The 21,697-nt window shown below is 64.8% G+C and carries 19 protein-coding genes; 10 read left to right on the plus strand and 9 right to left on the minus strand.

Going from position 1 to position 21,697, the window contains the following annotated elements; translation table 11 throughout:
• Window positions 1–442 precede the first annotated feature (442 nt).
• From RTX79_RS14975 to RTX79_RS14990, 4 genes are read left to right on the plus strand one after another with little or no spacing between them, the layout of a single operon-like run.
• Window positions 443–1,024, plus strand: a complete 582-nt coding sequence (locus tag RTX79_RS14975; protein WP_312684565.1) for a nitroreductase family protein — start codon at window positions 443–445, stop codon at window positions 1,022–1,024.
• A 47-nt stretch (window positions 1,025–1,071) separates the two neighbouring features.
• Window positions 1,072–2,037 carry a 5'-3' exonuclease gene (locus tag RTX79_RS14980; RefSeq protein WP_312684608.1) on the plus strand — a complete coding sequence of 322 codons (966 nt, stop codon included), beginning with the start codon at window positions 1,072–1,074 and terminating at the stop codon, window positions 2,035–2,037.
• Window positions 2,034–2,588, plus strand: a complete 555-nt coding sequence (locus RTX79_RS14985) for an NUDIX hydrolase (protein WP_309687948.1) — start codon at window positions 2,034–2,036, stop codon at window positions 2,586–2,588. The genes RTX79_RS14980 and RTX79_RS14985 overlap by 4 nt, the downstream gene beginning before the upstream one ends.
• Window positions 2,581–3,375: an N-formylglutamate amidohydrolase gene (locus RTX79_RS14990; RefSeq protein ID WP_312684567.1), complete on the plus strand. Its 795-nt coding sequence runs from the start codon at window positions 2,581–2,583 to the stop codon at window positions 3,373–3,375. The genes RTX79_RS14985 and RTX79_RS14990 overlap by 8 nt, the downstream gene beginning before the upstream one ends.
• Window positions 3,376–3,504: 129 nt before the next feature.
• Here the strand turns inward: RTX79_RS14990 and RTX79_RS14995 are convergent, their stop codons facing one another.
• The gene (locus tag RTX79_RS14995; protein ID WP_312684568.1) at window positions 3,505–4,896 is read right to left on the minus strand and encodes an MFS transporter; all 1,392 of its coding nucleotides are present in this window, start codon (window positions 4,894–4,896) and stop codon (window positions 3,505–3,507) included.
• A gap of 108 nt (window positions 4,897–5,004) precedes the next feature.
• Between RTX79_RS14995 and RTX79_RS15000 the strand changes: the two genes are divergently transcribed.
• Window positions 5,005–5,892 carry a LysR family transcriptional regulator gene (locus RTX79_RS15000; RefSeq protein WP_312684569.1) on the plus strand — a complete coding sequence of 296 codons (888 nt, stop codon included), beginning with the start codon at window positions 5,005–5,007 and terminating at the stop codon, window positions 5,890–5,892.
• A gap of 169 nt (window positions 5,893–6,061) precedes the next feature.
• Here the strand turns inward: RTX79_RS15000 and RTX79_RS15005 are convergent, their stop codons facing one another.
• From RTX79_RS15005 to prmC, 6 genes are all read right to left on the minus strand, one after another.
• Window positions 6,062–6,751, minus strand: a complete 690-nt coding sequence (locus RTX79_RS15005) for a hypothetical protein (protein ID WP_312684570.1) — start codon at window positions 6,749–6,751, stop codon at window positions 6,062–6,064.
• Entirely contained in the window at window positions 6,748–7,293 is a 546-nt protein-coding gene (locus RTX79_RS15010; RefSeq protein ID WP_312684571.1) for an RHS repeat domain-containing protein, read from the minus strand. The genes RTX79_RS15005 and RTX79_RS15010 overlap by 4 nt, the downstream gene beginning before the upstream one ends.
• Before the next feature lie 54 nt (window positions 7,294–7,347).
• Window positions 7,348–7,869 carry a hypothetical protein gene (locus RTX79_RS15015; protein WP_312684572.1) on the minus strand — a complete coding sequence of 174 codons (522 nt, stop codon included), beginning with the start codon at window positions 7,867–7,869 and terminating at the stop codon, window positions 7,348–7,350.
• Window positions 7,870–8,413: 544 nt separating this feature from the next.
• A complete protein-coding gene (locus RTX79_RS15020) occupies window positions 8,414–12,682 on the minus strand; it encodes an RHS repeat domain-containing protein (RefSeq protein WP_312684573.1) in 4,269 nt (1,422 codons plus the stop codon).
• Window positions 12,683–13,024: 342 nt separating this feature from the next.
• Window positions 13,025–13,966, minus strand: coding sequence for a prolyl aminopeptidase (gene pip / locus RTX79_RS15025; RefSeq protein WP_312684574.1), 942 nt, complete (start codon window positions 13,964–13,966; stop codon window positions 13,025–13,027).
• Window positions 13,967–14,017: 51 nt separating this feature from the next.
• Complete coding sequence (prmC, locus tag RTX79_RS15030) at window positions 14,018–14,869, minus strand: peptide chain release factor N(5)-glutamine methyltransferase (RefSeq protein ID WP_312684575.1); 852 nt, start codon at window positions 14,867–14,869, stop codon at window positions 14,018–14,020.
• Between the two features lie 339 nt (window positions 14,870–15,208).
• On the opposite strand from prmC, the gene ahpC reads away from it, so the two are divergent.
• From ahpC to RTX79_RS15055, 5 genes are all read left to right on the plus strand, one after another.
• Window positions 15,209–15,772 carry an alkyl hydroperoxide reductase subunit C gene (gene ahpC / locus RTX79_RS15035; protein ID WP_057687484.1) on the plus strand — a complete coding sequence of 188 codons (564 nt, stop codon included), beginning with the start codon at window positions 15,209–15,211 and terminating at the stop codon, window positions 15,770–15,772.
• A gap of 185 nt (window positions 15,773–15,957) precedes the next feature.
• Window positions 15,958–17,550, plus strand: a complete 1,593-nt coding sequence (gene ahpF / locus RTX79_RS15040) for an alkyl hydroperoxide reductase subunit F (protein ID WP_312684576.1) — start codon at window positions 15,958–15,960, stop codon at window positions 17,548–17,550.
• Window positions 17,551–17,633: 83 nt separating this feature from the next.
• Window positions 17,634–18,599 (plus strand): LysR substrate-binding domain-containing protein, encoded by a 966-nt coding sequence (locus RTX79_RS15045; RefSeq protein WP_312684577.1) that lies wholly within the window; start codon window positions 17,634–17,636, stop codon window positions 18,597–18,599.
• Window positions 18,600–18,729: 130 nt separating this feature from the next.
• The gene (gene rnk, locus RTX79_RS15050) at window positions 18,730–19,134 is read left to right on the plus strand and encodes a nucleoside diphosphate kinase regulator (RefSeq protein ID WP_312112093.1); all 405 of its coding nucleotides are present in this window, start codon (window positions 18,730–18,732) and stop codon (window positions 19,132–19,134) included.
• Window positions 19,135–19,188: 54 nt separating this feature from the next.
• Window positions 19,189–20,148: a transaldolase gene (locus tag RTX79_RS15055; RefSeq protein ID WP_312684578.1), complete on the plus strand. Its 960-nt coding sequence runs from the start codon at window positions 19,189–19,191 to the stop codon at window positions 20,146–20,148.
• 497 nt (window positions 20,149–20,645) lie between these two features.
• On the opposite strand, the gene msrA is transcribed toward RTX79_RS15055, so the two are convergent.
• Together msrA and RTX79_RS15065 are read right to left on the minus strand one after the other, a co-directional pair.
• Window positions 20,646–21,308, minus strand: coding sequence for a peptide-methionine (S)-S-oxide reductase MsrA (gene msrA, locus RTX79_RS15060; RefSeq protein ID WP_312684609.1), 663 nt, complete (start codon window positions 21,306–21,308; stop codon window positions 20,646–20,648).
• A gap of 30 nt (window positions 21,309–21,338) precedes the next feature.
• Complete coding sequence (locus RTX79_RS15065) at window positions 21,339–21,602, minus strand: DUF2007 domain-containing protein (RefSeq protein WP_312684579.1); 264 nt, start codon at window positions 21,600–21,602, stop codon at window positions 21,339–21,341.
• Window positions 21,603–21,697 lie beyond the last annotated feature (95 nt).

A 21,697-nucleotide genomic window follows, 5' to 3' on the forward strand; every position in this document is an offset into this window, starting at 1 on the left:
AGAAGGCTCCCCACCTTCGCAGAATCTCGATACGACAACGATGACATGACTGCCCGCGCCTCCCCAGCGCCAGCAGATCGATGGTAGGCCGTCCAAGCCACCGCGGACAGTGAAACAGTCCTCACTTCCGTACCTCATGACCAGACGACCGGCAAGGTACGTATCGTAAGCGCTGCGGGGCCTGCAGCGCGAGCACTGCAACGCGCTCGGCGCACGGCGGGGGCAAGATGGACATCACAGTTGTCACTGGGGGGAGGTAAACGGGCCGGCGGCCCGTCCGGCCTCGAACTATACCGCCGCCAAGGTGATGAACCGTTCATCTATGACGTGAAGAGAGTTCGCACTTTGGCGGTTCGCGACGACGTGCGGGTCAGGGACTCAGCGGGGCGCCAGATGGCGCTCGCTATACTGACGTTCCGCTCCAAACGGATGGCTTTCCCGCATGTCTGAACCCGCTGCCCTGCTTGCCCTCGACGCCCGCCGTTCCGTGCCTTCGCGGCAGCTGGGCGAGGCCGGCCCGGACGCCGCCACCCTGCTGCGCATGCTGCAGTCGGCGGTGCGCGTTCCCGACCACGGCAAGCGCGTGCCGTTCCGCTTCCTGAAGATCAGCGGTGATGCCCGTCAGACGCTGGGCGCCTTCCTGGCCGAGCGCGCGCTGCAGCGCGACCCGGACATTTCCGCCGCGCAGCTGGACAAGGATCGCCAGCGCTTCGCGCATGCCCCGCTGGTGATCACCGTGGTGGCCAGCCCCAAGCCGGACGCCAAGGTGCCCGAGCAGGAACAGCTGATGACCGCCGGCTGTGTCTGCTTCGCGTTGCTGCAGGCCGCCCAGGCCTTTGGTTTCGGTGCGCAGTGGCTGACCGCCTGGATGGCCTTCGACCCGGCCGTGCACGCCCACCTGGGGCTGGCCGACGGCGAGCAGATTGCCGGCTTCATCCACATCGGCACCCCGAAGACCGCCGTCCCGGAGCGCGAGCGCCCCGATGCCGCCGCCCTGCTGCAGGACTGGACGGGCGTGGCGTGAGCGCGAGGGTGGACCCGCTGGATTCGCTGGATCCGATCGCCGAAGGCATCGCGCAGGCGCTTGCCGCTGAGGCCGGTGCCCGCCCGCCGTTGTACCTGGTGGATGCCAGCATCTACATCTTCCGCGCGTGGCATTCGCTGCCCGACCAGTTCCAGGACGCGCAGGGCTGGCCGACCAACGCGGTGCATGGCTTTGCCCGCTTCCTGCTGGAACTGCTGGAGCGCCAGCGCCCGCAGCACATCGCCATCGCGTTCGACGAGGCGCTGGACAGCTGCTACCGCAACCGCCTTTACCCGGCCTACAAGGCCAACCGCGATCCGGCACCGGAGGAACTGCGGCGCCAGTTCGTGCACTGCAAGGCGCTGTGCGCCGCGCTCGGGCTGGCGGTGATGGGCCACGCTGACTATGAGGCCGATGACCTGATCGGCAGCGCGCTGCATGCGCACCGGGCCAGCCACCGCGGCATCATCATTTCCGCCGACAAGGACCTGTCGCAGCTGCTGCTGCAGCATGACGAACAGTGGGATTTCGCCCGCAACGTGCGCTGGGACATGCACGGGGTGAAGGGCCGGCTCGGCGTGCACGCGCACCAGGTCGCCGATTTCCTCGCGCTGTGCGGTGACGCGGTGGACAACATCCCCGGCATCACCGGCGTGGGCAGCAAGTCCGCCGCCGTGCTGCTGGCCCATTTCGGCAGCCTGGACGCGCTGTACGAGCGTCTGGACGAAGTACCGTTCCTGCGCCTGCGCGGCGCGAGCCAGATGGCGGTGCGGCTGCGCGAACAGCGCGAACACGCATTGCTGTGGCGCGAGCTGACCACCATCGCGTTGAACGCGCCGCTGGATGGCACCGTCGCCGGCATGCCGCGCGGCCAGGCCGACGGCGAACTGCTGGAAGGCCTGTGCAGCACCCTGCGCTTCGGCCCGCTGACCCGCCGCCGGCTGTTCGCCGCCGCCGGCCTGGCCGACGCCTCCGCACCACCCCCTTATCCTCCATCAAGCGAGTTCGCATGAGCCAGCGCAACAACGAACCCCCGCGCGTCGTCTTCGAAGGCAAGTTCCAGCGCATGGTGGTGCGCGGCAGCTGGGAGTACAGCGAACGCACCCATGCCGGTGGACTGGCGGCGATCATCATCGCGGTCACCCCGCAGGACAACGTGCTGTTCGTAGAACAGTTCCGCGTGCCGCTGCAGGCACGGACCATCGAAATGCCGGCCGGGCTGGTCGGTGACATCGACGCCGGTGAATCCATCGAAATTTCCGCCGTGCGCGAACTGGAAGAAGAAACCGGCTGGACCGCCGAACACGCCGAGGTCTTGATGATCGGCCCGACGTCTTCCGGTGCCAGCAGCGAGAAAATCGCCTTCGTGCGCGCCACCGGGCTGACCCGGGTTGGGGCCGGTGGCGGTGATGACAGCGAAGACATCACCGTGCACGAGATACCGCGTGCGCAGGCCGCTGCCTGGCTGGTGCAGAAGATCGCCGAAGGCTACGAGCTGGACGCCAAGCTGTGGGCCGGGCTGTGGATGATCGACCACCATCTGGACGGCACCCCGCGTGGCTGACACCAGAGCGCACGCACTGCCCGCGTTGCTGGACGCGCATGACCCTACGGTGTACACGATCCACCAGCCACAGGGCAGCTCCGACTTCCTGCTGCTGGCCGACCATGCGGGGCAGCAGATACCGTGCTCGCTGGCGGCACTGGGCCTGCCGCAGGCGGAGCTGGACCGGCATATCGGCTGGGACATCGGCATTGCCGGCACCACCCGCGCACTCGCGCGGCGGCTGGATGCCTGGGCCATTGAACAGACCTATTCGCGGCTGTTGATCGACTGCAACCGCCCGTTGGCATCGCCCACGCTGATCCCCGAAACCAGCGATGGCACGGTGGTGCCGGGCAACATGGCGCTGACGGCGGCGCAGCGGCAGCAACGCATCGATGCCATCCATGCGCCGTACCACGCACGCATCAACGCGGAACTGGATGCACGCCGCGATGCCGCGCGCCCGACCCTGCTGGTGATGATGCACAGCTTCACCCCGGTGATGAACGGCGTGCAGCGCCCCTGGCATGCCGGCGTGCTGTATCACCAGGACACGCGTTTCGCGCAGCCGCTGCTGCGCGCGCTGGGCGCAGAGGGCGACCTGGTGGTCGGTGACAACCAGCCGTACTCGGTGACCCCGACCAGTGATTACGCGGTGCCCGTGCACGGTGAAGGCCGTGGCCTGGTGCATGTGGAACTGGAGATCCGCCAGGACCTGATCGCCGACGAAGCCGGCCAGCAGGCCTGGGCGGAACGGCTGGCGCGGATTTTCAGCCGCCTGCAGGCGGAGCTGCTGCACCGGTAATGCCCTGGGTCGTGACGCCCGTTGGTGGGTGACGATCGTTGGTCGTCACGCTCTGCTGCCCGTGAAGCGTGACGACCAACGGTCGTCACCCACCAATGCTCCATGGCAGTGCCCCACCAAAGCAGCCCGTCAGCGCGGCGGGCGCAGCCACAACGCAACCCCCACGCCCAGCAGCGCAAACGCCGCCGCGCCGTACTGCGCGTTGACCAGCCCCTGCAGCGCCTCGACGCTGCTGCCGGATGCATCGGCATGGCGCCCGGCATTGGCCAGCATCACCAGCACCGCCAATCCCAGCGCCCCGCCAATCTGCTGTGCGGTGGCGGCCATGCCCGATGCCACGCCCTGCTGCGCCGCCGGCACACCCTGCCCGGCCACGATCCACATCGCCGTCCAGGTCATGCCCTGCCCCAGGCTCAACACCACCACGCCCGGCAACAGCGCCCAGTAGCTGGCGCCATGCGGAAGCGCCAGCGCCACCGCCGCGATACCCAGCGCACCGGCCCCCATGCCCCACGCCAGCACCTGCCGCGGCGAGCGCCGCGCCAGCATCTTTTCAGCCACGGTGATGCCATAGGTGCATACCAGCGTGGGCAGCAGGAAAGCCAGTCCGGCCTGCAGCGGACTCCAGCCGTAACCATCCTGGAAGTACAGCGCCAGGAAGTAGTACTGCACCCCGAAGCTGCTCATGAACAGCAGGGTCAGCAGCATCGCCGCGCGCAGGCTGCGCAGCCGCAGCAGCGAGAACTGCATCAACGGATCACGGCTGCGCTGTTCAATCAGCACGAACACCCCGAGCAGCACCACCGCCACCAGCAGGCAGCCGAGCGTGGCGGGTGCCGACCAGCCCCATTCCGGCCCCTGCACCAGCGAGGTCACCAGCAGGCTGCCGCCCAGCGTCACGGTCAGACAGCCGGCCAGATCGAACGATCGACCACGCTGCGGCGCCGCGTCACGCGGCAGCCAGCAACCGCCCAGCACCGCGCAGGCAGCGGCGAAAGGCACGATCACCAGCAGCACCGACGACCAGCCGAAGGCCTGGGTCAGCACCCCGCCCAGCAGCGTGCCCAACGCCAGTCCACCGGCGCTGGCCATGCTCCAGATCGCCAGCGCACGATTGCGCGTCGCACCTTCGGCGTAGATGGTATTGATCAGCGACAGCGTGGCCGGGAACAGCAGCGCCGCGCCGATGCCCTGCGCAGCGCGCGCGGCGATCAACGTCCCCGCGCTGCTGCTCAGGCCACCGACCAGCGAGGCCAGCGCGAACAGCGCCATGCCCAGCCGATACATGCGGCGACGGCCGAGCAGGTCGGCGGCGCGCCCGCCCAGCAGCAGGCAGCCCCCGAAGGCCACGGTGTACGCACTGACGATCCATTGCAGCTGCTGTGCGTTGATCCGCAGCTGCACGCCCATCTCATGCAGGGCCACGAAGATGATGGTGGCGTCCAGGGCGATGATCAGCTGCGCCATCGCCAGCAGGGTCAGCGCCAGGCGCGGGGGAAACGGGGAAGTGGGAGCGCTCATGCCGAAGGTCGTGCGGGGAAGGCGGGCAGTCTCATTGATGACGGCCGACATTGAAAGCGGGATACTTCGATTTCTGTAATGCATCAGCGCATCAATCAAGGATCAGCGATGGATCTCAATGCCGTGCGCATGCTGGTACAGGTCGCCGAGGCACGCAGCTTCACCACCGCTGCAGGACAGCTGGGCATCAGCCAGTCCGGCCTGTCGCGGGCGATCGGGCGGCTGGAAAGCGCGCTGGGCGTGCGCCTGCTCCATCGCAACACGCGCAACGTCAGCCTGACCCCGGACGGGCGCCAGTTCGTGGAGCACTGCACGCCCCTGCTGTGTGGCCTGGAAGATGCCGAGCGCAAGCTCGGCGATCGGCCGTGCACGCCATCGGGGGTGCTCAAGCTCACCGCGCCGTCGATGTTCGGGCGCAAGGTGCTGGTGCCGATGGCGGGAAAGCTGATGGCCGAGCACCCGCAGCTGCAGTTCGAGCTGGTGCTCAATGATCGGCTGGTCGACCTGGTCGAAGAAGGCTTCGATGCCGCGCTGCGCACCGGCCCGATCAGTGATGTGCGGATGGTCGCGCGGCCGCTGCGGCCGCTGCGCTGGGTGACCGTCGCCTCGCCTGGCTACATCGCCCGGCACGGCGCTCCGGCGTCGGTGGATGCGCTGCAGGACCACACCTGCCTGGCGGTGCGCAACCTGCGCAGCGGGCGGCTGGTGGACTGGCAGTTCCGCCTGCACGATGGGCAGCTGCGCGAGTTCACCGCCGCGGCGCCGATGGTGTTCGACAGTGGCGATCCGCTGGTGGATGCGGCGTTGGCCGGGATCGGCATCGTGCAGGTGATGGATTTCGCGGTGGCCGATGCACTGGCCGATGGCCGGCTGCAGCGCGTGCTGCAGCCGTTTGAAGGCCGCGAACGCGCCTTGTCGCTGGTGTATCCACCGTCGCGGCAGGCCTCGCCGAAGATGAAGGTGCTGGCCGACGCGCTGCTGGCCGGCGACTGGTAGGCGCCGGCAGTGACGGCCGCTGGCCGTCAGCCGCGAGGCGGTGAGCTCATACATATCAGAAGCCCCTGTAGACGCGCCGCCTACCGGTGTGCGAAGGCCATTAGAAGCTACATCGCAACGGCACACCCGCCATTCGCCGTGCCTGCAGCTCCATAGCCATCCGAACCTCTCAGAGGTATGAACCGCGAAGATGGTCCCACCGCGCATCAAGATGAGCACTCGAAGACGCTGCCGCTGCCGGAGCACTGACCTCCTCCGTCTCGATAAGGTGCAGCAGCCTCGAAGCAAATTCCTCAAAAGGCTCGAAGGTTGAACGCTCCTTCAGGCGAAAATGTTCCAACTGGATAGCCAGCCATGCCCTTGCCTCCTCTGATCGACCCATCAGGTACAGGGCAGTAGCGACCTTCTCGGGGTACCCGCCAAGCATATCGCTTCGCCACTTGGAGACTGCAACAACGGCCTCGTAGCTTGAGAAATCGCGCATCAATGGGACGTACTGCTCGACGAACGATGCAAGACGCTCCGATTCATGCTCCAGGTCTGCTTCCGACAAGAAATTGAACGGATCGATACCTTTCTTGATGGTGTTCAACGAAAACGCAAATGTTGTAATCTCCGAGACTTTGTAATGCCGCTTTTTTAGACTGCAGATCAGCCGCATCAGCGGCACGCAATGTATGCCTACAGCTGGCGTGACGCACACTCTATCGCCATAGACGCCAGTGTTCAGGCCAACCCAGCCCTGAAAATCTGGCGATATATCCAGAGCGATGGTATGCAACCGCACCCGCCTGAATCCATGCCTCACCAGCGCCGCCTCGCATGCATCAAGTACGCGACGTTTGAACTTGCTGCTCATTTCCATCTCTCTATGGTAAAGAATCTCGGGGTTACTTTTTCACCAGGCTCATACCCTGCCTTAGCAGCATTCTTTCCGACAGGTGTGACAGCTCTTCCAGCAGTGATATCAGCTTGCAGCGAGCGCTGTGCGGGCGATAGCCTCGCATTGCCCGCTTTTGAATCCAACGGCGTGGGAGGTGTCCCTTCCAAAACGAAATCAATGCGAGGCCGCGCCGCGGCTCCGTCAACGCCGATCGGGTCGGTGCTGATGAAGACACCCAGCTCCGGATCGTAGTAACGCTGCTGCATGTAGAGCAGCCCGGTCGCGCTGTCTGCTACGTGACCGGTATAGGAAGGCTGTTCGGTCCTGCCTTGGCCGATCGCCGCGCCGTAGGGCTCGTAATCGAACCGCTCGACGACCGTGCCGGCTGAGTCACTGATCGCGACCGGCGAACCCAGCGCATCGGTATGGATGTACCGCACGGTTTCGTGGGTCTGCGCCCCCCCGACGGCAGATGCCGCCATCAGCGCTGCTGACACCAGCCACTTGAAGATCTTCATCGCCCTACCTCCCCCGCGTTTACCTGCAACAGGAACTCACATGCCTCGCCAAGCTCATCCGGCAGGACACGAAGGCCAAGCGGCCGCACCGCGGCCTTCCAAGCCCGGTTGATCGGAATCGACGACGCCTGGTGCCGGGATGCGCCGCGGAATCCCCGCCTCGCCCAAGTCCAGCAGCCCCTGCGCAAAGGGTGCACTGTCTGCGGAGCAGCCAGTCTCATTGCAGGCCCTGATGATGTGTGTCGGCGCGCAATAGATGCTGGAGTGCGCCTTGGAGACGCTGGTATCCGGCCCGGAATAGACGACCCGCTCAGGAGTGGAGCGCACTTCATAGCGTGATGCGCCCAATTCCGCTTTCCATTCGATCTGGCAGGCGACCTTGACCTTGCCGGCACACGTCCACCGCGTCTGCAGTGATTTCTGGATTGTCGGCGTGCGCGGCGGCGGTACCGACCTGACCTGCAGGACATTGGAGAACGCCCCACAACCGGCCTCATTGCAGGAGCGCACCTGATAGTCATAGGTCCCGAAGCCCATCCCGCTGCGGGGCGCCTGGGTAGAGACGGTGGTATACACGCGCGACCAAGGGCCGCCATCGCGACGTTCGAGCACCTCGTAAGTAACCGCGAACGGTACGGCTGACCAGCTGATGACGTAACTTCCGTCCCCGCTATGCCCTGGCGCACTGATCGTCGGCGCTGCGGGCGGTCGGACGACCGACACTTCAATCGGCGCCGAGTAGGGGCCCCAGCCCGCTTTATTGTTCCCACGCGCCCGATAGGCGTAGCGGCCGCTCGGCTTGTCGTGGAAGGTTTGTCGATGTATCGCCCCCGAAGCCACCTGCGCCCATGGACCGCCGGCTACGCTCTCCTCCAGCGCGTAGCTGTCAGCGCCGCGGGCTTCACTCCAAGTGACTGCAAACGTACCGGTCAGATTTTTTGGAATGGCTGCCAGCGTGGGTGCGCCAGCCGGAGGGTAGAGAACCACGGTCGTCGCAACGTGGGACCAAGGCCCGCACCCCGAACGATTGCAGCCCTGGACCCGATAGTCATACCTGCCAGCCGGCTTTCCGCTATATGCCTTGGCCGTGTCGGCCGACGACAGGACTACACGCCAAGGGTCAAAAGCCCCGCTGCGCTCCTCCAGCGTGTAGGTAGTGGCGCCCGCTACGCCCGTCCAGCTGACTACATAGATTCCGTTGGCCGCCTCGCTTCGCAGGCTGATGCTCGTCGCATCTGTTGGCGCCAACTGCACCACAACCGAGGCCGTAGGACTCCATGGACTGCAGCCCCCCCGGACTGCAGGCGCGCACTTCGTAGCCATAGACGGCGGTTGGCCGACTGACCACCGCCCAACGGCGATCCGCCCCGTCCAGCACGGTATTCCAGGCACCGCCGCCGATCTGTTCCCGCAACTGATAGCGCGTGGCCCCTGCAGGCGCCGTCCATGTCGCTTCATAATTGCCGTCGGCACTGTAGTCCGGCAGCGAGAGCTGCGGCGTCAATGGCACCACAACCCGTGTCACTTCTGCGACCAGACTCCCATTGAGCGTTACGTACTCGGTACTGCTACCTGTACTCCAGTCGTCCCTGCGGCGCAGCACACCATCGTTTCCATAGAGTGACCGGACCCAAGCTCCGGTCTCCGGCTGCCATGACAGTATCCGGCGGCCGTGCGCATCGTAGCGGTACTGCTCCGCCCGCTCTGTCCCGCGCAGCCGGTTTCCGGTATCGAACATGTAACCGACGGCATTTCGTCTTCTCAAATTCCCGCGCGCGTCGTAATTCAGACCAATGATGGTTTCGCCACGTTGATTTCGAATGTTCGTCAGGCGATTACGCGCGTCGTAGTCATAGTCGTAGTGCCTGCCACCGTCCAACCTGGCGGCGCGAAGATTGTCCAGCGCGTCATACCCGTAGTTGAATACACCTGCCCCGCCAAATGAAGGGGATGCTGCAGTGATGAGACGGCCACGGCCGTCGTACGTCAGGGTACGTGTTCTGGTCGCGTCGCGGATATCGAGGATGGCAGACGGGTTGCCGTCGACGTCGTATTCGTATTGCACATCAATCGCACCGTGGGAATCGACCACGCGCGAAGGCATCTGCCGTGCATTGGTTTCCATTGAATGCACGATGCCGTTACCGTATGTAAAATCTTTCATGCCTCCGCCAGGGTGATAGCGGACGCCCGATACGTACATGCCCGCTCGCGTAGGCTGGCCAAGGGCATTCGGTGCGTAATCGACTTCTGCTCCACTGGGGTAGGTGATCCCCGCGAGCGCGCCCAACGCGTTGTAGCGATAACCAAGCGATTGCAAACCGACAGCGGCATCGGTCGCGGTTTCGTGCACAAGCAGGCCACGCGTGTTGTAAGCAAACGTGTTGGTGACCAACCCTTCGTCATTGGCACTGCGTGTAACCACGCGTTCCACCAGCCCGTCGGCTGTGTATACCCAGTCCTGATCACCCGATCCGTCGGGGAACCTCACGCTGCTCAGTCGGTTTCTCGCGTCCCACGTTCTGAAAATCCTCTTTCCCTGAAGCTGATCCGAGTCCTCGTTGCAGGAGTCCGTTGAAGGCAGATCGAGCCCCTGCGCGCCCCATGCGACATTACCTGCCGCATCGTAGGCGAACAGCGTTGCGCCGGTTTCGGGCTCGATGATTTTGCAGACCTGACGTTCGCGATTCTGGACGTAGCTTCTTCGTAACTGGGTGCTGCCGTCGAGGTTTCTGCGGACAATGCTGCTCGGTTGGCCAAAGACATCCCGTGCGATCTCGGTGACGACACCTTCCGGCTGCTCTATCCGCAGCGGAGCATCGTAAGTGGGCTCACTGAAGGCCATGAAAGTCGTCACTGTGCTGAAGCCGCGCGGCGAGGTCACGCGCGTTCTTCCCCCCGGCAGATAGTCGGTGGTGGTGGTCAGCACTCCCTGTTCGGAGTCATTTGAAACGGAGCGGGCGCGGCCAAGGGGGTCGTGGCTCGTCCACACCCCGGTGCTGACCGAGGGTGAAGCTGCCAGATAGGAAGCAAATATCTGACGACCTGCCTCATCGTAGTCGAAGCGCTGCCAACGTTGCGTTTCGGTCTGTGCAGCGGCGTCGTAAGCCTCGGTCAGCAGCGGGCGCCACAAGGCATCGTAGTAGGTGGCATGCACTGAGTTTCCCTGGACTACCGTGCTGCGCCAGTGTCCGGCTGCGATGCCGTGCTCCTCGGCATGGATCTGCTCGAATCGAAGTGTGCTGGGCGTCCATTCGACATCCTCGTCTCCTGACCACCCGATGCGCGTGATTCGACCCAGAGCGTCATGCTCATAGCGTGTGATCGCACCGAGTTCATTGATGACTTCCTTGAGCCAGCCGTTGTCATCGATCACCGCCGATTGCGAGGCGCCGTCTGCGAATCCGATCAGGCCAGGGGTACCTCGCTTCCACGCAGAGAGATGGGTCGCGTTGCCCCTCGCATCGGTGGCCGAGGCTGGCATTCCATCTGCGTGGTACGCCATCCGCTGGACCAACCGCTCGTGGGCCCACTCCTCAATCGGTCGACTCAGTGAATCAAAGACTGTCCGTTCGACGAGACTGCCTGTGTCCTCATTGGTGACGGACGCCGTCTGACCCAGCACCCACGCAACCCGGTCATCGTGGTAGAGAACCCGATCACTGCGGTCACCGCTTGGCCCCTTGTGATTACTGCGAGTCGGCCGCGCCAAGGCGTCAAACTCCAACAGGCTACGTTGGTATAGCGTCGATTCCTGCTCGATTCCTTCGGCGACAATGGGCCTGACCTGGGCCGTGCTGGGGTCATCGCCATGAAGGATGAGTCCGTAGACAGGTGCAAAGGCCTGCGCGGCCGCCTCTTCATTGGTCATGTACAGCGAGTTACGGGACTGCAGGGTCGTGCCATCGGCAGCCACGACGCGAGTTCCCAGCAGCCGCCCTTCGTTCAATGCATATTGGGCGCCGTAGATGTAGTGGGTCGATGTTCCATCTGGATTGGTGACTATGGCGGTCTTGTGCTGTTTGCACGTGGTGCAAGGGTATTCTGCGGGTTGTCCGATTGAGCCCCACAGTTTCTCCAGGCCCGCGCCGTACCGATAGCTCCAGACCAATGGCGCTCGAATGCCGGGACCGGTAATCGTCTTGTTGAGCAACGAAACGACGTCGAAGAAAAAGGGTGTGCGCAGTTCGTGGTAAATCCGGGTTCCTGCATCGTCGGAGATGATGCGCTGGGCGCATTCGCTTATGTGCAGCCCGCTGCGCCCGTGACGCAGATTCTTCAGATAGAACGTGCCTGTCGCACCTGAGGGATGGCCAATCTGCAGCGTGAGCTCCCCTGCCGCCTCGGGCGGCTGCTCCCTGCAATCCGGCCTTGAATGTCCGTCCCACTGCCCTACTTGCACCCTCAGGGCTGTGGAGTAGGAATAGGTCCATTTCGAGTTGTCGGGCAGGACGACTTCGGTAAGCCTGACGGACTCTTCCACGGTGCCGTACCGGTATCGCCACGTCCGTCCTGACGACGATGCGTATGCCAGGTGCTCGCCGTCGTACACAAGCACGATATCGCGGCCATCGTTGGACCATATCCGAACGGGCCGGCCCCGGCTGTTGTATTCGTACTGAACCCAGTTTCCGAAGCGATCCTCTACCCGGCTGGCCAGCAGGTAGCGTCGTACGCGACTTACGCGTGCACGGTGGCCCACGCCAGTCGACTTCTCCATGGTGCCCGCCAGGCGACTGGTCGCGGTATCAAAGTGATAGACGATTCCCTTGGTCGTCTTCAGCCTGAAGCCTTCCCCCGTGAGGCCGCTTTTCATGGGGATGCAATCGATGGCGTCGCGTTGGGACGTCGTCCATTTGCGTTGGACACCATCTGTCGGCACAGGAGTGGATGGAAGCGCACCCAGCAGCGCCCGGTCGCCGTCGCCCGGGATATGGACGACATTGCCTTGCCATATCTCGGTCAGCTGGAAGATGGGAGGGTGACCGGGCACCATCGTTCCCGTACAGCGGTCATCGGGCCAGCCGGAATTGGGAAAAGTTCCAGAGATGCTGGGTACGTCAATCTCCCATCCGCCTACGCCGTCGATATTGGCGTTGAAGCTGGTGCTGCCTATCAGGTCCAGCTCTATGCTGAAGCGTCTTCTCAGTTGCACCGGCAGCGCGCTATTACCCGGAACGTCGATATCGACGTTGGCGAACTCGGTTTTACCATTGTAGAGGCTTACGTTCTCGCCGAAGAGATCGTCCTTGAGCGTGGACAGCTTCTGCGCTGTCTCGACCTGCTTCCTGTACTCCAGATAGTGCTCGATGGCATCTGCCGGGCCAGCGGCTATACACAGCGCGAGTGCAAGCGCCATCCGAACCGAGCAACGTTCCGGTGTACCCATGACAACCTCCCCGAGCGCTTATCTGCGCGAAGCTGAGGAGGTGATGCTGCGGCTCGCGCAGCGCTGTCAGTCGATCAATTCGTTCAACACTGTGCGCGGTTCCGCACTTGGGCAGTGTTCAATCGTTTTTTATTGAACTGCATCGCTCAGGGAAACGCGAAAGTAGGGGGCAGTTATCTACTGGTTCCGGATCGATTGCGTCGGTTGGGATTTGCACGCGGTGACGACCAACGGTCGTCACCCACCGGGTCGGGGACGGTCACCCACCGGGTGCAGCTGACGGCCAGCGGCCGTCACTACCGTTGCTGTCGACGGCCAGCGGCCGTCACTACCGGGGCGGGTTCAGGCGAACGAATCGGTCGCGCGCACCAGCGCGTCCACGTTCTCGGCTTCGAACGCGGAATGGCCGGAGGCCGGACTGATCTCCAGCTTCGCCTTCGGCCAGGCCTTGCTCAGCTCCCACGCGTTGGCCAGCGGGCACACCACGTCGTAGCGGCCGTGCACGATCACCCCGGGGATGTCGGCGATGCGGTGCGCATCACGCAGCAGCTGGTCTTCCACCTCGAAGAAGCCACCGTTGACGAAGTAGTGGTTTTCGATACGCGCGAAGGCGAGCGCGAACTGCGGGTCTTCATGGCTGTTGACGAAGTCATCGTCCACATGCAGGAAGCTGGTGGCCCCTTCCCACACGCTCCAGGCCTTGGCCGCGGCCAGCCGGGTGGCTTCGTCTTCGCTGGTCAGGCGACGATGGAAGGCGGAAATCAGGTCGTGGCGCTCGACGGTCGGGATCGGCTTGAGGTAATGCTCCCACGCATCCGGGAACAGGCGATTGGCGCCTTCCTGGTAGAACCATTCCAGTTCCCAGCGGCGCAGCATGAAGATGCCGCGCAGCACCAGTTCGGTCACCCGCTGCGGATGGGTTTCGGCATACGCCAGCGCCAGCGTGGAACCCCAGCTGCCGCCGAACACCTGCCAGCGATCCACCGACAGGTGCTCGCGCAGTTTTTCGATATCGGCCACCAGGTCCCAGGTGGTGTTGTCCCCCAGGTCCGCATGCGGGGTGGACCGCCCGGCACCGCGCTGGTCGAACAGGATGATGCGGTACCTGGCCGGATCGTGGAACTGGCGCATCTTGTCGCTGCAGCCGCCGCCCGGCCCACCGTGCAACATCACCACCGGCTTGCCGTCCGGGTTGCCGCACTGTTCGAAGTACAGCGTGTGGCGGTCATCGACTTTCAGGGTGCCGACGTCGTAGGGGGTGATGGCGGGGTACAGCGTACGCATGCTTGCAGCTCCGTGGTGATGCCCCGCGCGCGGCAGGACAGAGCCCTCATTCTAGGCCGGTCGCCGGCCCAGCGTGACCCGGTCGCGCTGCTCCAGGTCGTGCACCGTTTCCACTTCATTCAATCCCGCCTGCTGCAGCAGCGCGCGGATCGCCGCGCCCTGATCCCAGCCATGTTCCAGCAGCAGCCAGCCACCGGGCAGCAGGTGGGCGGTCGCCCCATCGGCGATCAGCCGGATGTCATCCAGCCCGTCGTGTCCGGAGGCGAGCGCGGTCGCAGGTTCGAAGCGCAGGTCACCGCGCGCAAGGTGCGGATCGTCGCTGGCGATGTAGGGCGGATTGCTGGCGATCAGGTCAAAGCGGCGTCCCTGCAGCGGCGCATACCAGGCGCCCTGCGCGAACGCCACGTTGGTCACCGTGTTGCGCGCGGCATTGCGCGTGGCCACCGCCAGCGCCTCGGCACTGAAATCGGTCGCCAGCACCTGTGCGAGGGGACGCTCACTGGCCAGCGCCAGTGCGATGGCGCCGCTGCCGGTGCCGAGATCGGCGATCGTGCATGGCTGTTCCGCAGGCAACCGGGCCAGCGCCTGTTCGACCAGCAACTCGGTTTCCGGCCGCGGGATCAGGGTGGCCGGGGTGACCTCCAGCTGCAGCGTCCAGAAGCCCCATTGGCCGGTGATGTAGGCCACCGGCTCGCCTGCCACGCGACGCGTCAGCAGTGCGTGGAAGCTGTCGCGCTCGGCCAGGCCGACCGGATCCGTGGCATGCGCGAACAGCCAGCTGCGGGGGCGCTGCAGTGCATGCAGCAGCAACAGCTCGGCCTCGTGCCGGGCCTGCGCACCGCCCAGCCGGGCTGAGGCGTCAGCCAGCAGGTCGCGTATCAGCATGTCGGGTCGCGCGCTCATGGTCAGGACCTTGCGTGGGGGCGGCAGCTTAGCCCAAGGCGTCGCAACGAACCCGGCACGCGGCGACATCACGGGACCGGAGCCGATGCGCTTCGTTCAGCTGCAGCGTCACCCAGCATTGGCTGAGGCTATCAGGAGCCCGATCCGATCACGCACGCAAGGCATTGAATCTATTTATTTAAAGCGCGAACACCCGCCGACAGACTTCACGACGCACCTCCTTATTAATAGTTACAGCCTATTGGATAGATGCGATCAATGCATTGTCCTTATTGAATTGAAGCCGGTACTCTAGGTCCTGTCGCTAGACCCACTCCCCTTCACCCAAGAGGAATATCCATGTCCCTGATCAACACCCAGATCCAGCCGTTCGAAGCCAATGCGTACCTGAATGGCGAGTTCATCAAGGTTTCCGACCGTACCCTGAAGGGCCAGTGGTCCGTCCTGATCTTCATGCCGGCCGCTTTCACCTTCAACTGCCCGACCGAAATCGAAGACGCGGCTGACCATTACGCCGAGTTCCAGAAGGCCGGTGCCGAGGTCTACATCGTCACCACCGACTCGCACTTCGCCCACAAGATCTGGCACGAAACCTCGCCGGCCGTCGGCAAGGCGCAGTTCCCGCTGGTCGGCGATCCGACCCACCAGCTGACCAACGCCTTCGGCGTGCACATCCAGGAAGATGGCATGGCCCTGCGTGGCACCTTCGTCATCAACCCGGAAGGCGTGATCAAGACCCTGGAGATCCACTCCAACGAGATCGCCCGTGACGTGTCCGAGACCCTGCGCAAGCTGAAGGCTGCCCAGTTCACCGCCGCCAACCCGAACCAGGTCTGCCCGGCCAAGTGGAAGGAAGGCGAGAAGACCCTGACCCCGTCGCTGGACCTGGTCGGCAAGATCTAAACGCTGCACGTTGCTCCCATGCCCGCCCCACGCGGGCGTGGGGGTGAACCGAAGCCAGCCGCTGATGCCAGCAGCCGCCAGCCCCTTCCCCTGCGGCTGTCTTCGGTTCACCCCTACCCCCTGCTGGTCCGCTACGCTCTGTCGCGGTGCCACGCCCCCGTTTTGCCTGAAGCCAGGAGAAGACCATGTTGGACGCCAACCTGCAGTCGCAGCTGAAAACCTACCTGGAGCGCGTGACGCGCCCCATCCAGATCACCGCGCGTGCCGATGACGGCGCCAAGGCGCAGGAGATGCTGGAGCTGCTGACCACCCTTGACGTCCTGTCCGACCAGATCAGCCTGACCGTGCTGCGCGACGGCGTCGGCCGGGTGCCCTCCTTCGACCTGGGCAGCCCGGGCCAGGACATCCACCTGACCTTCGCCGGCCTGCCGATGGGCCATGAGTTCACTTCGCTGGTGCTGGCCCTGCTGCAGGTCGGCGGCCACCCGTCCAAGGCCACTGCCGAGGTCATCGAGGCCGTGCAGAACCTGGAAGGCGAGTACAAGTTCGAGACCTATTTCTCGCTGTCCTGCCAGAACTGCCCGGACGTGGTGCAGGCGCTGAACCTGGCGGCCGTACTGAACCCGCGCATCCAGCACGTGGCCATCGACGGCGCCCTGTTCCAGGACGAAGTGGAGCAGCGCCAGATCATGTCGGTGCCGACGGTCTACCTCAACGGTGAGCTGTTCGACCAGGGCCGGATGACGCTGGAACAGGTGGTGGCCAAGCTCGATACCGGTGCAGCCAAGCGCGACGCCGCCAAGCTGGCGACCAAGGAGGCCTACGACGTGCTGGTGGTGGGCGGCGGTCCGGCCGGCGCGGCCGCGGCGATCTATGCCGCACGCAAGGGCATCCGGACCGGCGTGGCTGCCGAGCGTTTTGGCGGCCAGGTGCTGGACACGATGGCGATCGAGAACTTCGTTTCGGTGAAGGAAACCGAAGGCCCGAAGATGGCCATGGCGCTGGAACAGCACGTGCGCGAGTACGACGTGGACATCATGAACCTGCAGCGTGCCACCGGCCTGGTGCCGGCCGGCGACGACGGGCTGGTCCAGGTGCAGCTGGAAAACGGCGCGGTGCTCAAGTCGCGCACCGTGATCCTGTCCACCGGCGCGCGCTGGAGGCAGATGAACGTGCCCGGTGAAGACCAGTACCGCAACAAGGGCGTGGCGTACTGCCCGCACTGCGATGGCCCGCTGTTCAAGGGCAAGCGCGTGGCGGTGGTGGGCGGCGGCAATTCCGGCGTGGAAGCGGCGATCGACCTGGCCGGCCTGGTGTCCCACGTCACCCTGCTGGAATTCGACGACAGGCTGCGCGCCGACGAGGTCCTGCAGCGCAAGCTGCACAGCCTGGGCAACGTGACCGTGCTGACCAGCGCACAGACCACGGAAGTCCTGGGTGACGGGCAGAAGGTGACCGGGCTTGTCTACAAGGACCGCATCGGCGGCGATTCGCACCGGGTGGAACTGGAAGGCATCTTCGTGCAAATAGGACTGCTGCCCAATACCGAATTCCTGACTGACGTCATCACCCTTTCGCCGCGAGGTGAAATCGTCATCGATGATCGCGGCCAGACCAATCTTCCCGGAGTGTTTGCCGCCGGAGATTGCACGACCGTACCGTACAAGCAGATCATCATCGCCATGGGCGCTGGATCGACGGCTGCCTTGAGTGCCTTCGATCACCTGATCCGTTCGTCCATGACCAAGAGCAGCGGTGCCGTCGCCGAAGCTGCCTGACACAGGGTCCCAGGTCACCGGGATCACCGCATGTCCGCTGGGTAAGCCACGCCGTCCCGGTCCCTACCCAATGAGGTCTCAGGATGAACCTACGTGATCTGAAGTACCTGGTGGCGTTGGCCGACCATCGCCATTTCGGCAAGGCCGCCGCGGCGTGTTTCGTCAGCCAACCCACCCTTTCCACCCAGATCCGCAAGCTGGAAGAAGAGCTGGGGTTGCCGCTGGTGGAACGCGCGCCGCGCAAAGTGATGCTGACGCCCGCCGGCGTGGATGCGGCCGCGCGGGCCCGCGTCATCGTGGCTGAAGTGGAACAGATGAAGGAAGCCGCGCGCCGCAGCCGCGACCCGGAAGCAGGCGCGGTCCGGCTGGGGATCTTCCCGACGTTGGGGCCCTACCTGCTGCCCCATGTGATTCCACGCATCCGCGAGCGCTTCCCGCACCTGGAGCTGCTGCTGGTTGAAGAAAAGAGCGACGTGCTGCTGGCCCGGCTGCGCGAAGGCAAGCTGGATGCCGCACTGCTGGCGCTGCCGGTGCTGGATGAGCAGCTGCACACCGAGTTCCTGTTCGAGGAGCCGTTCCTGCTCGCCGTGTCGGCCCAGCATCCGCTGGCCAACCGCCGCCAGCTGGATGTGCAGGAGCTGTCCGCACAGCGCCTGCTGCTGCTGGAAGATGGCCACTGCCTGCGCGACCAGGCGCTGGAAGTCTGCCGGTTGTTCGGCGCCAACGAGAAATCCGAGTTCCGCGCCACCAGCCTGGAGACACTGCGCCAGATGGTCGCTGCCGACGTGGGCATCACCTTGATGCCGACGCTGTCGGTGAAGCCGCCGGTTCCGCGTTCGGACAACATCCGGCTGCTCGACCTGGTCGGTGACAATCCGCCAAGTCGCCGGATCGCGATGGCGTGGCGACGCAGCTCGGCGATGAACGGGTTCCTGGAGCAGCTGGCGGACCAGTTCAAGCACCTTCCCGCCTCCCTGTTCACGTTGTCGGGCGGGCCGTTGCTGCCCTCACGACAAGCCGAAAGCGACATCAACGCCCTGCCGGGCTGAGCCGCAGCCGAACAATGAAGACGGCGGCGCGCGCGGGTGGGTCGATTCCTGCCCCGTTTGTCCCCACAATAGAATCAGGCGGCGCCAACTGGTGCCGCCTTTTGTATGGTCCCTTTCAAGGAGTAGTCCCATGACCACCGCAAGCGGCCTGCCGCCGTCCATTACCGTTTCTTCCCATGATCTGGCCCGTCTGGAGGCCCTGCTGGATTCCCCCGCCGCAAGCGCCTTGCCGGCTGCTGCTGCGCTGTCCGACGAACTGACCCGCGCCACCGTGAAGGCGCCCGGCGAGATGCCCGAAGGCGTCGTCAAGATGCACTCGCGCGTTGAATGCGAAGATGCCACCTCCGGTGAGAAGCACGTCCTGACCCTGGTCTACCCGCGCGAAGCGAACGTCGACGAACACAAGGTGTCGGTGCTGGCGCCGGTCGGTACCGCGTTGCTGGGCCTGTCCATCGGCCAGAGCATCGACTGGGATGCCCCCGGCGGACGCAAGCTCAAGCTGCGCGTCACCGCGGTGCACGACGACGCCCTCTGAAGAATTCCTGTTACCCGGCTGCGCCCCACGCGCGCCCGCACTGATGGAGCTGCAATGAGCACTACCCCGTCCAAACTGGCCCAGCTGCGCGACCTCTCCGTGGTGGTCGCCGATACTGGTGATTACGACGCCATCAAGCGGCTGCAGCCGGTCGATTGCACGACCAATCCGACCCTGGTGAAGAAGGCGCTGGACCTGCCGGTCTATGCGGACCTGATCGCCCGCGAACTGGCCTGGGGCCGCGCACAGGGCGGTGACCGCGAAAGCGTGGTCAACGCTGTTGCGGACCGCCTGACCGTCGGTGTCGGCACGCTGTTGAGCACGCTGGTGCCGGGCCGCGTGTCCACCGAAGTGGATGCGGACAAGTCGCATGACACCGAGGCCACCATCGCCAAGGCGCGCCGCTTCGTGCAGATGTACGCCGACGCCGGCGTGCCGCGCGAGAAGATCCTGATCAAGATCGCCGCGACCTGGGAAGGCATCGAAGCGGCACGCGTGCTGCAGGACGAAGGCATCGACTGCAACCTGACGTTGATCTTCAATCCCACCCAGGCACTGGCCTGCAGCGAAGCCGGTGCGTTCCTGATCTCGCCCTTCGTCGGCCGCATCCTGGACTGGTACGTGGCCAACGGCCAGGCGCCGGCCAGCATCGATGAAGACCCCGGCGTGGTGTTCGTGCGCGGCGTATATGCCGAGTTCAAGCGCCGCGGTTCGCCGACCGTGGTGATGGGCGCTTCGTTCCGTTCCACTGCGCAGATCGAAGCACTGGCCGGCTGCGATCGCCTGACGATTTCGCCGGATCTGCTGGAAAAGCTGGATGCCGAGCACGGCGACCTGCCGCGCGTGCTGGTAGCAGGTTCCGCTGAAGCGGTGGCAACTGCACCGATCGATGGGGCACGCTTTGCCGCCGACCTTGCTGCCGATCCGATGGCGACGGAGAAGCTGGCGACCGGGATCGAGGCGTTCGCCAAGGATCTGGAAAGCCTGCGGGCGCGGATCCGCGCGGAGCTGTGATGGGGTTGGGGTGGTCGAACGGGTGAGACCCCCTCGCGGGTGGCTTTCAGGCTGAAGCTGGGGGTGGGCCGGGCGGGGAGGCTATGCGGGGGACGGCAGAAGCTGCATCCATGCGGGCCTCGTTTCGCGCCATCCATGGCGCTCAACGCCCCCGCCCAGCCCCACCGCCCGACCCTCTGACAGGTTCCGGTGGCCGCCACCCGCGCAATGAAAATAAAAAAAAAGCAAAGGAAGGGGTCAGGGTCCTTTCGCTGCGCGAAAGGATCCTGACCCCTTCTTCCTCCTAACCTTCCCGCCCACCGCCTTGTCCATGGCCACCATGGACCTGTCGAAGGTGGGGCGGGGTGGCTGTGCAGGACCGTCTTTTCGCATGGATGCGAAAAGCGAGCCTCCATGGACGGATTCACGGCGTGTCCTGCACAGCCACCCCGCCCCACCAACCCGCAGCCCTGCCCGCTTTTGACGTTGACGTAGACGTTGACGTTGACTGAAAAGCCTCAGCCCGCCGCAGGCGGCAACCCGATCGGGCAGCTCACACCGGTGCCGCCGATCCCGCAGTAACCATTCGGATTCTTCGCCAGATACTGCTGGTGATAGTCCTCGGCGTAGTAGTACTCCGGTGCCGGATACACGATCTCGGTGGTGATCGGCCCATAGCCGGCCGCCTCCAACTGCACCGCATACGCATCCCGGCTGGCCACCGCCGCGGCGTACTCGGCCTCGGTCAGGCAGTGGATCGCCGAACGGTACTGGGTGCCGGTGTCGTTGCCCTGGCGCATGCCCTGGGTCGGGTCGTGGCTTTCCCAGAACACCTGCAGCAGCTGCGCCACGCTGACCAGCTTCGGGTCGAACACCACCTCCACCACCTCGGTGTGGCCGGTGAGCCCGGAACACACCTCTTCGTAGGTCGGATTCGGCGTCACGCCACCGGCATAACCGACCGAGGTGCTGTACACCCCCGGCAGCGTCCAGAACTTTCGCTCGGCGCCCCAGAAGCAGCCCAGCGCGAAGCGGATCCGCTCGAATCCGGCGAACCGGTCCTTCAGCGGATGGCTGTTCACGAAGTGCTGGTTGCTGTGCAGCGGCAGCGGCTGGTCGCGGCCCGGCAGGGCCTCTTCCGGACGCGGCAGGCGCTGCTTGAAGGCCCCGATGCCGAGGATGCCGTTACCAAGTCCCAACATGTGGTGCTCCTAGGCCGGCTGTCCGGCAAGATCGTCTGTGTCTGAAATGGGGTCGCCAGGGGCAGGGCCCAAGTCCAGTCCGGCAACGATCGCTTCAGCTTCCGGCCGTGCCGCCTCGGGGATGGCCACCCGCAGCACGCCGAACAGCGGCAGTTCACCCATCCCGCCCAGCAGCGATTCGCCGAACACGAAGGCAGGAATGCCCGCTTCCTCCAGCGCGTGCTTGACCAGATGCGCGTCAAACAGGTTGTCGGCCTTGTATACGATGTGCATGGCATCTCCTCGGCGGCTGGCTGCCAGCATACGCCCGCCCCGATGTACGGACCGCTGCCTGCAGCCGCACCGGGCAAGCCAGCCCCCGACACGCT

Source organism: Stenotrophomonas chelatiphaga, assembly GCF_032054965.1.
GTDB lineage: Bacteria > Pseudomonadota > Gammaproteobacteria > Xanthomonadales > Xanthomonadaceae > Stenotrophomonas > Stenotrophomonas chelatiphaga.